The organism is Roseomonas sp. USHLN139 (assembly GCF_037145735.1).
Lineage (GTDB): Bacteria > Pseudomonadota > Alphaproteobacteria > Acetobacterales > Acetobacteraceae > Pseudoroseomonas.
In genome coordinates this window covers 153,989-167,109 of record NZ_JBBCWY010000003.1, presented here as the reverse complement: position 1 = coordinate 167,109, position 13,121 = coordinate 153,989, and the positions used below count along the sequence as shown (strand labels likewise).

General features: G+C 72.3%; 14 protein-coding genes. 13 read left to right on the top strand and 1 reads right to left on the bottom strand.

The window, feature by feature from the left end:
- Positions 1–121 precede the first annotated feature (121 nt).
- The 13 genes from WFI16_RS11270 to WFI16_RS11210 all read left to right on the top strand — a co-directional run bounded on the left by WFI16_RS11270 (position 122) and on the right by WFI16_RS11210 (position 12,081).
- The gene (locus WFI16_RS11270; RefSeq protein WP_419897938.1) at positions 122–1,801 is read left to right on the top strand and encodes a thiamine pyrophosphate-binding protein; all 1,680 of its coding nucleotides are present in this window, start codon (positions 122–124) and stop codon (positions 1,799–1,801) included.
- Positions 1,798–2,775: a 3-hydroxyacyl-CoA dehydrogenase family protein gene (locus WFI16_RS11265; RefSeq protein ID WP_419897937.1), complete on the top strand. Its 978-nt coding sequence runs from the start codon at positions 1,798–1,800 to the stop codon at positions 2,773–2,775. The genes WFI16_RS11270 and WFI16_RS11265 overlap by 4 nt, the downstream gene beginning before the upstream one ends.
- Positions 2,772–3,542 carry an SDR family NAD(P)-dependent oxidoreductase gene (locus WFI16_RS11260; RefSeq protein ID WP_419897936.1) on the top strand — a complete coding sequence of 257 codons (771 nt, stop codon included), beginning with the start codon at positions 2,772–2,774 and terminating at the stop codon, positions 3,540–3,542. The genes WFI16_RS11265 and WFI16_RS11260 overlap by 4 nt, the downstream gene beginning before the upstream one ends.
- A gap of 104 nt (positions 3,543–3,646) precedes the next feature.
- The gene (locus WFI16_RS11255) at positions 3,647–4,855 is read left to right on the top strand and encodes a Zn-dependent hydrolase (protein WP_419897935.1); all 1,209 of its coding nucleotides are present in this window, start codon (positions 3,647–3,649) and stop codon (positions 4,853–4,855) included.
- Positions 4,856–4,914: 59 nt separating this feature from the next.
- Positions 4,915–5,649, top strand: a complete 735-nt coding sequence (gene queC, locus WFI16_RS11250) for a 7-cyano-7-deazaguanine synthase QueC (RefSeq protein ID WP_419897934.1) — start codon at positions 4,915–4,917, stop codon at positions 5,647–5,649.
- The gene (locus WFI16_RS11245) at positions 5,642–6,199 is read left to right on the top strand and encodes a VUT family protein (protein WP_419897933.1); all 558 of its coding nucleotides are present in this window, start codon (positions 5,642–5,644) and stop codon (positions 6,197–6,199) included. The genes queC and WFI16_RS11245 overlap by 8 nt, the downstream gene beginning before the upstream one ends.
- Before the next feature lie 55 nt (positions 6,200–6,254).
- The gene (locus tag WFI16_RS11240) at positions 6,255–7,067 is read left to right on the top strand and encodes a RibD family protein (protein ID WP_419897932.1); all 813 of its coding nucleotides are present in this window, start codon (positions 6,255–6,257) and stop codon (positions 7,065–7,067) included.
- The gene (locus tag WFI16_RS11235; RefSeq protein ID WP_419897931.1) at positions 7,064–8,059 is read left to right on the top strand and encodes a zinc-dependent alcohol dehydrogenase; all 996 of its coding nucleotides are present in this window, start codon (positions 7,064–7,066) and stop codon (positions 8,057–8,059) included. Before WFI16_RS11240 ends, WFI16_RS11235 begins: the two co-directional genes overlap by 4 nt.
- Before the next feature lie 21 nt (positions 8,060–8,080).
- The gene (locus WFI16_RS11230) at positions 8,081–8,482 is read left to right on the top strand and encodes a 6-pyruvoyl trahydropterin synthase family protein (protein ID WP_419897930.1); all 402 of its coding nucleotides are present in this window, start codon (positions 8,081–8,083) and stop codon (positions 8,480–8,482) included.
- Positions 8,479–9,528, top strand: coding sequence for a glycosyltransferase family 4 protein (locus tag WFI16_RS11225; RefSeq protein ID WP_419897929.1), 1,050 nt, complete (start codon positions 8,479–8,481; stop codon positions 9,526–9,528). The genes WFI16_RS11230 and WFI16_RS11225 overlap by 4 nt, the downstream gene beginning before the upstream one ends.
- Complete coding sequence (locus WFI16_RS11220) at positions 9,525–10,361, top strand: class I SAM-dependent methyltransferase (RefSeq protein WP_419897928.1); 837 nt, start codon at positions 9,525–9,527, stop codon at positions 10,359–10,361. Before WFI16_RS11225 ends, WFI16_RS11220 begins: the two co-directional genes overlap by 4 nt.
- Before the next feature lie 89 nt (positions 10,362–10,450).
- A complete protein-coding gene (otnK, locus tag WFI16_RS11215; protein ID WP_419897927.1) occupies positions 10,451–11,704 on the top strand; it encodes a 3-oxo-tetronate kinase in 1,254 nt (417 codons plus the stop codon).
- Positions 11,701–12,081, top strand: a complete 381-nt coding sequence (locus WFI16_RS11210; protein ID WP_419897926.1) for a methylglyoxal synthase — start codon at positions 11,701–11,703, stop codon at positions 12,079–12,081. Before otnK ends, WFI16_RS11210 begins: the two co-directional genes overlap by 4 nt.
- A 116-nt stretch (positions 12,082–12,197) precedes the next feature.
- Here WFI16_RS11210 and WFI16_RS11205 read toward each other — a convergent pair whose 3' ends face one another.
- A complete protein-coding gene (locus tag WFI16_RS11205) occupies positions 12,198–13,097 on the bottom strand; it encodes a diacylglycerol/lipid kinase family protein (RefSeq protein ID WP_419897925.1) in 900 nt (299 codons plus the stop codon).
- Positions 13,098–13,121: the final 24 nt, after the last annotated feature.

The following is a 13,121-nucleotide window of genomic DNA, read 5'->3' as shown; positions in this document are numbered from 1 at the left end:
GGTAGCGGAGGGGCCGCGCAAAGGCAAGCAAAGCAGGGCTGCCGCGCTTGCCGGGGGTGCCTTGTCCTGGGCGGCCAACGGGGGCAGGCTCGCCGGCAAAACGAGGGAATGGGGTCCGGGAATGAGCCTGAACGGGGCGGAATGGATGGCGCGCAGCCTGGCGCAATCCGGCCAGAGCCATGTCTTCTTCATCGATGCCGTGCTGCGGCCGACGCTGATGCGGCTGGAGGCGCTGGGCGTCCAGCCGGTGCTGGCCCATTCGGAAAAGGGCGCGGCCTATATGGCCGATGGCTATGCCCGGATGTCCGGCCGCCCCGGGGTGGTCGCCGCCCAGTCGGTGGGGGCGGCCAACCTAGCCGCCGCGCTGCAGGATGCCTGGCTCGGCCGGGCGCCGATGATCGCGCTGTCGGGCCGCAAGCAGCCCGCGGCCCAGCACCGCAACGCCTATCAGGAAGTGCCGCACGGGCCGCTTTTCGCCCCGGTCACCCGCTCCTCGGTCGCCGTCGAGGCGGCCTCCGACCTGCCGCGGCTGTTCCGCCAGGCCTGGTCGGCGGCCACCGTCGCGCCGCCGCGCCCGGTGCATCTGGATCTCAACGGGCTGATGGGCGAGGTGATCGAGCAGGGCGACACCGGCCAGGCCGAGCCCGGCAACTTTTCCGCATGGAACGCCCCGCGCCACCGCCCGGCGCCGGACGCCGCCATCCTGGCCGATCTGGCGGAACGGCTGAACGCCGGCGGCAAGGTGGCGATCCTGGCCGGCGACGGTGCCGCGCTCTCCTGCTGCGGCGAGGCGCTGCTGGCGGTGGCCGAGCGGCTGCAGGCGCCGATCGCGACCAGCCTCGGCGCCCGCGACCTGCTGCCCAGCCGGCATCCGCTCAATATCGGCGTCGCCGGCAGCTACTCCGCCCCCCCGGCCAACCGCATCCTGCATGAGGCGGAACTGGTGCTGCTGGTCGGCTGCGACATGGGCGACCAGGTGACCCATGCCTGGCGCATCCCGGGGCCCGCCACCACCCTGCTGCAGATCGACGCCGACCCGCTGGAGCTCGACCGCTGCCCGGCCGCGCTGTCGCTGCAGGCCGATCCGCGCACGGCGCTGGAGGCGCTGCTGCCGCTGCTCGGCACCGCCCCGCGCGATGGCGGCTATGCGGCGGCGGCCGGCCGGCAGATGCAGGAATGGCGCACGGCCATCGCCCCGCGCCTGGCCAGCACCGAGGCGCCGATCGACCCCGCTCGCCTCTGCGCCGAGATTTCCGCCAACCTGCCCGAGGATGGCGTGCTGGTCGCCGACACCGGCTATTCCGGCATCTGGACCGGCACGCTGATCGACTTCAACGGCAGCGGGCAGCGCTACCTGCGGGCGGCGGGCTCGCTGGGCTGGGCCTTTCCCGCGGCCCTCGGCGCCAAATGCGCGGCGGGCGCGCGCAAGGTGGTCTGCTACAGCGGCGACGGCGCGCTCTACTACCACCTGACCGAGCTGGAGACGGCGAAGCGCCGCGGCATCGCCATCACCCTGGTGATCAACAACAACCGCGGCTTCGGCCAGGGCTGGCCCAACCTGGTGCGCGCCGCCGGCAACCGGCCCGAGGTCGCCGGCACCCTGCTGCGCTTCGGCGAGCACACCGATTTCTGCGCCATCGCCGCGGGCTTCGGGCTGCGCGGCATCCGCGTGGAACGCCCGGAGGAGATCGGCCCGGCGCTGCGCGAGGCCATGGCCGCGGACGAGACCGTTGTCGTCGAGGTGATGACCGGCATCGACCACCGCGCGCCGGAACCCTGGGCGCCGGAGGTTTCGGCATGAGGATCGCCATCATCGGCGCCGGGCTGATGGGCCATGCCCTGGCGCTGGTCTTCGCCATCGGCGGCCATCGCGTGCGCCTGAACGACAGCAACCCGGAAACCCTGGCCCGCGCGCCCGCCCTGATGGAGAAGGCGCGGCAGACCCTGGCCGCCGCCGACGAGGCCGGGGTGCTCTCGGCCGAGGGGCTGCGCGAGCGTGTCACCCTGCATGCCGCGCTGGCCGAGACGGTGGCCGAGGCCGAGCTGGTCATCGAGGCCATCATCGAGAAGCCCGACGCCAAGCGCGCCCTGTTCGCAGAGCTCGACGCGGTGATGCCGCCCGGCGCCATCCTGGCCAGCAATACTTCTTACCTCGATGTCTTCCCGCTGATGCCGGCCGCGCGGCTGCCGCGGGCGATCATCATGCACTGGTACACGCCGCCCTATCTGGTCGATCTGGTGGACCTGGTCGGCAGCCCCGAATGCCCGCCCGAGCTGGTGGACGACGTCGCGACCATGCTGCGCGCCATGGGCAAGGTGCCGCTGGTGATGCGCCGCTTCCTGCCCGGCTATATCGCCAACCGGCTGCAATCCGCGCTCAGCCTGGAATGCTACCGCCTGCTCGACGAAGGCTATGCCAGCCCGCAGGAGATCGACGAGGCGATCATCCACGGCCTCGGCCTGCGGCTGCTGCTGCTCGGCCAGATGGCCAAGGGCGACTTCACCGGGCTGCAGCTCTCCGCCCATGCGCTGGCCAACAGGATGTATGCACCGCCGCCGATCCGCGGCCAGAGCGACGCGCTGAACGCGGCCCTCGCCCAGGGCCATAGCGGCGTGATGGCCGGTCGCGGCCTCTATGACTGGGGCGGCGCCGATCCGGCTGCCCTGCTGGCCGAGCGCGACCGCCGGCTGCTGGCGCTGAAGAAGGCGGTGCGCGAGATCGGTCCGATGGCCGGCCTCGACCCGATGACGGTTCAGGAGAAGGACAAGGCATGATCCGCTACGAGCTTACCGGCAAGCGCGCCCTGGTCACCGGCGGCGCTTCCGGCATCGGTCTGGCGACCGTGAAGCAGCTGGCCGCCGCCGGCTGCCGCGTTGCCGTCAACCACCTGGCGGACGATGCCCGCGCCGCCGGCGTGCTGGCCGAGCTGCAGGCCGCCGGCCATGACGTGATCGCCGCCCCCGGCAATGTCGGCGATGCCACCGACGGCCCGCGCATGGTGGAAGCCGCCATCGCCGCGCTGGGTGGCCTGGACTATCTGGTCAACAATGCCGGCACGCCGGGCACCAGCACGCTGATCCCGCCCAGCGCCCTCGACCGCCTGACGGAAGAGCTCTGGGCGACCGTGCTGCAGGTCAACCTGCTGGGCGTCTTCCGCTGCGCCAAGGCGGCAGCGCCGGCGCTGAAGGAAGCGCGGGGCGCGGTGGTGAACGTCGCCTCGATCGCCGGGCTCGACAGCCCGGGCAGCTCGATGGCCTATGGCGCCACCAAGGCCGGCGTGGTCAGCCTGACCAAGAACCTGGCGCGCGGCCTCTCGCCCGAGGTGCGGGTCAATGCGGTGGCTCCGGGCGCCGTCGACAGCTCCTGGATGGTCGAATGGACCGAGGAGCGCCGCGCCGCCTCCGCCGCCAAGGCGCTGCTGAAGCGCCGCTGCCAGCCCGACGACCTCGCCGACGTTATTCTCTTCCTCCTGGCCGGCGCGGGGATGGTGACCGGGCAGACCGTGGTGGTCGATGGCGGGCTGACGCTGGAATCCCGCTGAGCGATCCAGGGCGGCGGCGATGGGGCCGAAAATCCCCCGCCGCCGCCTTGATGCTTCGGATGTCGCGCCGCACCATGCCTGCCCCACCGCGCAGGATGCATGCCATGCCCCAGCTCGACACCGCCCGTTTCCTCCAGGACCTGCAGGAGCTGCGCCAGATCGGCCGCTTCAAGACCGGCGTGCACCGGCCGACCTATTCGCCGCAGGACATGGAATCCCGCCGCTGGCTGGTGGCGAAGCTGGAGGAGGTCGGGCTGGAGGCCTCGATCGACGGCATCGGCAATGTCTTCGGCCGCCACAAGGGGCCGGGCCCGCATCTGCTGGCCGGCAGCCATATCGAGACGCAGAACGAGGCCGGCTGGCTCGACGGCGCGCTGGGCGTGGTCGGCGCGCTGGCCATGGCCCGTGCCGGCCTGCCGGTCGATGTCTGCGCCTTCGCCGATGAGGAAGGCCATTTCGAGGGCGGCTTCCTCGGCAGCAAGTCGATCATCGGCGAGCTGACCGAGGAAGAGATGGACCGCAGCCGCAACCGCAGCGACGGCACGCCGCTGCGCGACGCGCTGAAGGCCGCCGGGCTCGAAGGCCTGCCGCGGCTGCAGATCGACCCGTCCCGCTACAAGGGCTTCTTCGAGATGCATATCGAGCAGGGCACCCAGCTCGAACAGGCCAATCTGCGCATCGGCGTGGTCAGCGGCATCGTCGCCATCTGGCAGTGGCGCCTGGTGATCGAGGGCCAGCAGGACCATGCCGGCGGCACCACCATGGCCGAGCGAAAGGATGCCGGCCTGGCGGCGGTGCGCCTGCTCGCCGCCATCGACGCCGAGTTCCCGCGCGTCTGCGGCCCGCGCAGCACCTGGACCACCGGCCGCATCACCCTGGAGCCTGGCGCCCCCAGCATCATCCCCGGCCGCGCCGATGTCCTGTTCCAGTTCCGCGACGTGTCGATGGAGAAGCTGGAGCAGATGGAGGCGACGCTGCGCGCCCTGGTGCAGGAGGCCAACCGCCGCGAGCGCTGCAGCATCCAGTTGATCGCCGTCAGCAAGGCGACACCGGCGCTGTGCGACCCCGGCATGATGCGGGCACTCTCCGCCGCGGCCGAGAGCCTCGATCCCGGCTGCAGCCAGGTCATGCCCAGCGGCGCCGGGCACGACGCGCAATACATCGCCAAGACAATGCCGGCGGCGATGCTCTTCGTCCCCTCGATCGGCGGCATCAGCCATCACTGGGCGGAAGATACCAAGGAGGCCGATCTCGCGCTCGGCGCGCAGGTGCTCGTCGAAGCGGCGGACCGCTTCCTGAAGGGGGCCAACTGACAAGAAAAGGCCGGGGGGATAGTATCGCCCCGGACCCCGCCTTCAGAAAGAATTCCACAATGACCGAGAGCGCCCTCGTCCTGTTCAGCGGTGGACAGGATTCCGCCACCTGCCTGGCCTGGGCCCTCTCCCGCTTCGACCACGTCGAGACCCTCGGCTTCGATTACGGCCAGCGCCACCGCATCGAGCTGGAATGCCGCCAGACCTTCCGCGACACCCTGCCAACAGACTGGCAGGCAAAGCTCGGCCCCGACCACACCCTCGCCCTCGATGCACTGAAAGAAATCTCGGACACGGCGCTGACCCGGGAGACCGAGATCGCGATGCGCGAGGACGGGTTGCCCAACACCTTCGTCCCCGGCCGCAACATCGTCTTCCTGACCTTCGCGGCGGCGCTGGCCTATCGCCGCGGGCTGCGCCACGTCGTCGGCGGCATGTGCGAGACCGACTATTCCGGCTACCCCGACTGCCGCGACGACACCATCAAGGCGCTGCAGGTGACGCTGAACCTCGGCATGGCCCAGCGCTTCGTGCTGCACACGCCGCTGATGTGGCTGGACAAGGCGCAGACCTGGGAACTGGCGGAACAGCTGGGCGGGCGGAAGCTGGTCTGCGACATCGTCGAGAAGACCCATACCTGCTACAAGGGCGAGCGCGGCGCGCTCCACCCCTGGGGACATGGCTGCGGTGCCTGCCCGGCTTGCGAGTTGCGCGCCAGGGGATGGGCGGAGTACGAGAGCCGCGCTCACGCGCGGATGCTCCCGCCCAGAAATGGAAAACTCGCAGATGACTGACCCCCGCCGCCTGGAAGGCTTCCTGGCGCTGCTTGGCTTCGGCCTGACCATTCCCGCCGCCAACTGGCTGATCGGCCATGCCGGCACGGTCTGCGTGCCCGGCGGCCCCTGCCTGATCCCGGTGGCGCCGGGGGTCATGGCGCCCTCCGGCGTGCTGATGATCGGGCTCGCCCTGGTGCTGCGCGACCTGGTGCAGCGCCGCCTCGGCCTGGGCTTCGCCTGGATGGCGATCGTCGCCGGCACCGCGCTCTCCGCCCTGCTGGCACCGCCGGCCCTGGTCATGGCCTCGGCTGCCGCCTTCCTGCTGAGCGAGACCGCCGACCTCGCCGTCTATACCCCGCTGCAGAAGCGCAACCTGGTGCTGGCGGTGGCCGCCTCCGGTCTGGTCGGGCTGGTGGTCGACAGTGTTTTCTTCCTGTGGATCGCCTTCGGCGACCTCGGCTATCTCCCGGGCCAGGTGATGGGCAAGTTCTGGATGGTGGCCCTCGCCCTGCCGCTGACCGCCTGGCTGCGCCGCGCCGATGCCCGCCGGGGCATCCAGCCGGCCTGAGCTGGCAATCCCCCAAGCTGGCAACCAGGCCGTCCCTCAGGCATAGAGAGGGGCAATGGCCGACACCGAACCGCCCCTCGCCCCCCCTGGCGTCGACCCGATCTGGTCGGCGCTGCTGCGGCATCGCGACCAGGGGGGCGCGGCACCCCTTCCCGCCGATCCGCTGACCGCGCTCTTTGCCCCGGTCCTGGCCCCGCCCGCCGCGGCCGATGGATGCCTGGTGCTGGGGCGGCTGGCGCAGACGCTGGACGGGCGGATCGCCACCGCCTCCGGCTCCAGCCAATGGATCGGCGGCGAGGGCGACCTGCTGCACACCCACCGCCTGCGCGCCCTCTGCGACGCCGTGGTGGTCGGCGCCGGCACGGTCAAGCATGACGATCCCCGCCTGACCACGCGCAACTGCCCGGGCCCCAGCCCGACCCGCGTGGTGCTCGACACCGACCGCCGCCTCGGCCCCGATTACGGCGTCTTCACCGCCGGCGGCCCGCCCACCCTGCTGGTCTGCGCCGAGGACGCGCAAGGCCCGGACCGCCATGGCGCCGCCACGGTGCTGCGCGCGCCGCGCTCGGCGATCGGCGGGCTCGACATCTGCGCCCTGCTGCCGCTGCTGGCGGCGCGCGGCCTGAAGCGGCTGTTCGTCGAGGGCGGCGGGCTGACCGTCTCGCGCTTCCTGGCCGCCGGCTGCCTGGACCGGCTGCATGTCACCGTGGCGCCCGTGCTGCTGGGCAGCGGCATCCCCGCCTTCACCCTGCCCGAGGCCGCCCGCATCGCCGATGGGCTGCGTTTCGACTGGGAGCTGCACCGCCTCGGCCGCGACGTTTTGTTCGATATCGCGCTGCACCGCGCCCGCCCTGGGGTGTGCCAGTGAAGGCGTGGGCGAAGGCGCGGGCTCTCTGGGCCGTCGCGCCCGGTGTCGCGGAAATCCGCGAGGAGACGCTGGCCGCGCCCGCCCCCGACCAGCTGCTGGTCCGGACGCTCGCCACCGGCATCTCCCGCGGCACCGAGCGGCTGGTGCATGCCGGCCGCGTCCCCGAGGGCCAGTGGGAGACGATGCGCGCCCCGCTGCAGGACGGGAATTTCCCCTTTCCGGTGAAATACGGCTACGCCGCCGTCGGCCGCGTCGAGGCCGGGCCGGCGGAGCGGCTCGGTCAGCGCGTCTTCTGCCTGCATCCGCACCAGGACCTGTTCCTGGCGCCGGCCGCCATGTGCCATGCCGTGCCCGACGGCGTGCCCGACCGCCGCGCCGTGCTGGCGGCCAATCTGGAAACCGCGCTGAACATCACCTGGGACGCCGCGCCGCTGCCCGGCGAGCGCATCCTGGTGATCGGCGCCGGCGTGGTCGGGCTGCTCGCCGCCTGGCTGATGGCGCGCATCCCCGGCACCGTGGTCACCGTGGTCGACACCGACGAAGGGCGGCGGCCCGTCGCCGAGCAGCTCGGCGCCCGCTTCGCCCTGCCGGAAGACGGCCCCGACGAGCAGGAGCTGATCGTGCATGCCTCGGCCAATCCGGCCGGGCTGCGCCAGGCGCTCAGCCATGCCGCCTTCGAGGCCCGCATCCTCGAGGCCTCCTGGTTCGGCGACCGCGCCGTGTCGCTGCCGTTGGGCGAGGCCTTCCATTCGCGGCGGCTGACCCTGCGCTCGACCCAGGTCGGCGCCGTCTCGCCGGTGATGCGCCACCGCCGCAGCTATGCCGACCGCATGGCGCTGGCCCTGTCGCTGCTGAACAGCCCGCTGCTGGATGCGCTGGCCGGCCCGGCGATCCGCTTCGACGACCTGCCGGGGCGGATGCAGGAAATCCTCGGCGCGCCGCCGCCCGGGCAGCTTGCGCCGCTCTGTCCCGTCATCACCTACGCTTCGTAAACAGACAGGATCGCCCGCACGATGTTCAGCCTGACGGTCGCCGACCACATCATGGTCGCCCACAGCTTCCGCGGCGAAGGCTTCGGCCCCGCCCAGCGCGTGCATGGCGCCACCTTCGTCGTCGAGGCCGAGTTCCGCGCGGCCCGGCTGGACGAGGCCAACCTGCTGGTCGACATCGCCGCCGCCCGGGTCGAATTGAGAAAAATCCTCGACGCCATCGACTATCGCAACCTGGACACCGTGCCGGAATTCGCCGGGCAGAACACCAGCACCGAGTTCCTCTGCCACCACATCCACGGCCTGCTCTGCGCCGCGGTGAAGGATGGCCGGCTGGGCGAGAGCGGCCGCAAGGTCGAGGCGATCAAGGTGCTGCTGCGCGAGAGCCCGCTCGCCTGGGCCGCCTATGAGGCCGCCGTCGCATGAGCCATCGCCTCGCGCTCCTGGTGCCGGGGCCCTTCGGCAGCATCTCCGGCGGCTATGGCTATGACCGCCGCCTGGTCGAGGGTTTCCGGGCCGGCGGCCACGAGATCGAGGTGGTCGAGCTCGAAGGCCGCCACCCGCTGCCGGACGAGGCGGCCGAGGCCTCGGCCCGCGCGGCGCTGGAGGCCCTGCCCGAGGGCGTGCGGCCGATCGTCGACGGGCTCGGCCTGCCCGCCTTCGCGCCGGTCCTGGACCAGCTGGTGGCGCGCGGCGGCATCGGCCTGATCCATCACCCGACGGCTATCGAGCCCGGCTTCACCGAGCAGGAACACGCGGCGCTGAAGCAACGCGAAAGTGCCCTCTTCCAGCGGCTTCCCCGGCTGGTCGCCACCTCGCGCCTGACCGCCGACCGGCTGCCGCTGGAATTCGGCGCCGATCCCGCGCGCATCGGCGTGGTCGAGCCCGGCACCGACCCGGCGCCCCGCAGCCAGGGCTCGGGCGGCCCCGGCTGTGCCATCCTGGCCGTCGGCGTGCTGACGAAGCGCAAGGGCCATGACGTGCTGATGCGCGCCCTGGCCCGCCTGCCCGACCTCGACTGGACGCTGACCATCGCCGGCGGGCCGCGCGACCCGGTGCATGCCGAAGGGCTGGCGGCGCTGGCGCGGGAGCTGGCCATCGACCAGCGCGTCACCTTCGCCGGCGAGGTCACCGCCGAGGCGCTGGAAGCCCTCTATGCCCGCGCCGACATGTTCGCTCTCGCCACCCATTGGGAGGGCTATGGCATGGCCGCCGCCGAGGCCCTGGCCCGCGGCCTGCCACTGGCTATCACCGCCGGCGGCGCCATCGCCGACCTGATGCCGAAGGAGGCCGGCGTCATGGCGGCGCCCGGCGACGTCACCTCGCTGTCCCGCGCCATGCGGCGGCCGATCTTCGACCGCGCGCTGCGCGCCGAGATGGCGGATGCCGCCTGGGCCGCCGGCCAGCGCCTGCCGCGCTGGACCGACCGCGCCGAGGCCTTCGCCGCCGAGATCGACAAGGCCTCCGCATGACGGAGAATTTCGACGGCGACTGGCTGGCGCTGCGCGAGCCCTTCGACGCCCGCGCCCGCGACCCGCGCCTGGCCGCCCGCCTGGCGGCGGTGCTGCCCTCCCGGCCGCATCTCTACGACCTCGGCGCCGGCACCGGCTCGATGCTGCGCTGGCTGGCGCCGAAGCTGAACCGCGCCCAGCACTGGACCCTGGTCGACGCCGATGCGACCCTGCTGCAGCGCGCCTTCGCCGAGATCGAGGAACGCGCCATCCTCGCCGGCTGGGCCACCACCTGGCCGCGCAGCACCACGCTGCTGGTGCACAGCCCGGCCGGCGCCTGGCGCGTCGAGGCGCTGGTCGCCGACCTCGCGGAGCCGCACGGCCTGCCGCTCGACAAGGCCGATGCGGTGGTCTGCTCGGCGCTCTGCGACCTGGTCTCGGCGCGCTGGGTGCGCGGCATGGCGGCCTCGCTGAAGGTGCCCTTCTACGCCACGCTCAATGTCGACGGGCGCGAGGCCTTCCTGCCGCCGCATCCGCTGGACCGCGTCATCGCCAATGCCTTCCGCCGCGACCAGCAGCGGAACAAGGGCTTTGCCGGGCGCGCCCTCGGGCCCTCCGCGCCTGCCGCCATGGCGCGCGAATTCCGCGCCCGGAACTTCGACGTCGTCACCGCCGCCAGCCCCTGGATCGTCCATCCCTCGGCCTCGGTCTTTGCCCATACCCTCGCACAAGGGCACGCTTCGACCGCCAAGGCCGCGCCATGGGCCAGGGACCGCAGCCACCAGGCCAGACGCGGGAAACTGGGCGCGCGCATCGGGCATACCGACCTGCTGGCGCTGCCCCGAAGCCAGTAAGAATCCGGGGGCATTGAAGGCCCCCGGACCCCCAGATTCATTGGCGCAGGAGGCCGCACGGTGTAGAGGCCCGGCCAAGGAGTACGCCAATGCCATTGCTGGGCTGCATCGCCGACGATTTCACCGGCGCCACCGACCTCGCCGCCATGCTCGTCGCCCATGGCATGACCACCATCCAGGTCATCGGCGTGCCGCAAGGCCCGCTGCCCGAGGCCGATGCCATCGTCGTCGCGCTGAAGTCGCGCACCGCGCCGGCGGGCGAAGCGATCGCCGACAGCCTGGCCGTCTGCGACGCCCTGCTCGCCGCCGGCGCCAAGCAGATCTTCTTCAAATACTGCTCCACCTTCGACAGCACCGATGCCGGCAATATCGGCCCGGTCGCCGACGCCCTGCTGCACCGGCTGCAATCCGGCTTCGCCCTCGCCTGCCCGGCCTTCCCGGCCAACAACCGCTCGGTCTTCCACGGCCATCTCTTCGTGGGCACGTCGCTGCTCAGCGAGAGCGGCATGGAGAACCACCCGCTGACGCCGATGCGCGACCCCAACCTGGTGCGCGTCCTCTCGCGTCAGACCGAGGGCGGCGTCGGCCTGATCCCCTTCGCCACCGTGGAGGAAGGCGCCGGCGCCATCCGCCAGGCGATCAACCGCCTGCGCGACGGCGGCCGCCGCTATGCCATCGCCGATGCGGTGACGGAGGCGCATCTGCACGCCCTTGGCGCCGCGGTCGCCAATCATGCGCTGGTCACCGGCGGCTCCGGCCTGGCGATGGGCCTGCCGCAGAATTTCCGCGACCAGGGCCTGCTGCCCGACCGCCACGACGCCGATGCCCTGCCCGAGCCGCGCGGCGCCATGGCGGTGCTGGCGGGCTCCTGCTCGCGCGCCACGCTCGGCCAGATCGGCCTGGCGCGCGACTACGTGCCGACGCTGGAACTCGACGTCCTCGCCACGCCCGACGCCGCCGCGCTGCTGCGCCAGGCGGAGGAATGGCTGCAGGCCGGCCACCTCTCCGAACAGCGCCCCGTCGTCATCGCCGCTTCCGCCGCGCCGGAGAAGGTCGCGGCGCTGCAGGCACGGCTGGGCCGCGACGAGGCCGGCGCGCTGGTGGAGACCGCGCTGGCCGGCATCGCGAAGGCCCTGGTCGCGCGTGGCGTCGGCCGGCTGGTGGTGGCGGGCGGCGAGACCTCGGGCGCCGTGGTGCAGGCGCTGGGCATCGAGCGCCTCCGCATCGGGCCGCAGATCGATCCCGGCGTGCCCTGGACCCATGCCGAGCCGGCAGGCATCCACCTGGCGCTCAAATCGGGCAATTTCGGCGCCCGCGACTTCTTCCTGAGGGCCTTCGCATGAGCATCACCCTGGCTTTGGTGGCGCATGACCGCATGAAGCCGGCGCTGGCCGAATGGGCGGCGCGCCATGCCGCCGAGCTGGCACCGCACAGGATCATCGGCACCGCCACCACCGGCGGCGTGCTGCGCGAGCGCAACCCGGAGCTCTCCATCCGCACGGTGAAGAGCGGCCCGCTGGGCGGCGACCAGCAGATCGGCGGCATGATCGCCGAGGGCGAGGTGCAGGCGCTGATCTTCTTTCCCGACCCGCTGGCGCCGCAGGCGCACGATGTCGACGTGAAGGCCCTGCTGCGCATCGCCCTGGTCTATGACGTCCCCTGCGCCTTCAGCCCGGCGACGGCCGATCTGCTCGTCGCCGGTGGCTTGCTGAAGCGGTAGGACAGGCCCGCCCAGGGGTCGCGCTGACGCTGGGCGGGGCCACGTCCCGTCTCCTCGTGGACATGGCAATCTGACAGAAAGAAGAAGGGGTCCAGGGGAATTCATTCCCCTGGCCTTCAGCCTGCCTTCTCCGCTTTTGGCGCGAACACCAGCAATTCCCCCGGCAGGCTGCGGTAGCGGAGCGGTGGCGCCATGGTCGTCACCTCGCCGTCGAAGGAAACGCGCAGCACCGGCAGGCGGCTGTCGATCTCCACCGCCGTGACGCTGGAATAGACCAGGTCGCGTTCGTCGCGCAGGCGTCCCAGCATGGCGCGCAGCCCCATGCGCAGCAGGCCCAGACGGCTCTGGTGCTTGGCGACGCAGAGGCAGAGTTCGCCGCGGTCCAGCGCGGCGCGGGTGCCGGGGCGCGGCAGGCTGGTCTCGTAGAGGTTGTTGCCGATGAAGACCAGCGGCGAGCGCAGCACCTGCTGTTGGCCTTCGGCGCGGACCACCAGGCGGCGGCGGGCGAAGCGGCGGAAGGCGCGCCAGGCGGCGATCAGCATGGCCGGCCCCTTGCGCCAGCCGCGCTGGCGGCGGCGGCGGTCGCGGTCGGCCACCATGTCGGCATAGAGCCCGACCGAGGAATTGTTGACGAAGGTCCGGCCGTTCACCGTGGCCACGTCGACCGGGCGGGTGGCGCCGGCGGCGATCACCGCCACGGCCTCCTCCAGATCGCGCGGCATCCCCAGATCCCGGGCGAAATGGTTCAGCGTGCCGAGCGGCAGCACGCCGAAGGGCCGCCCGCTGCCCGCCAGCACGCCCGCCACGGCGTTGATGGTGCCGTCCCCGCCGCCAGCCACCACCCCGTCATAGCCGCCCTCCAGCGCCTCTTGGGCCGCCGCCTGCAGCGCAGGGCCGGGCAGCGAGACGACCTCGGCGGTCACCCCGTGCCGGGTGAAGGCGCTGGCGATGCGGCCGGGCAGGCCGGCATCGCCAGCACTGCCGCCGGCGGCGTTGAGCAGGATTTTCAGGCGCATGGCGGAACAAGCCCCTCTGCGGCG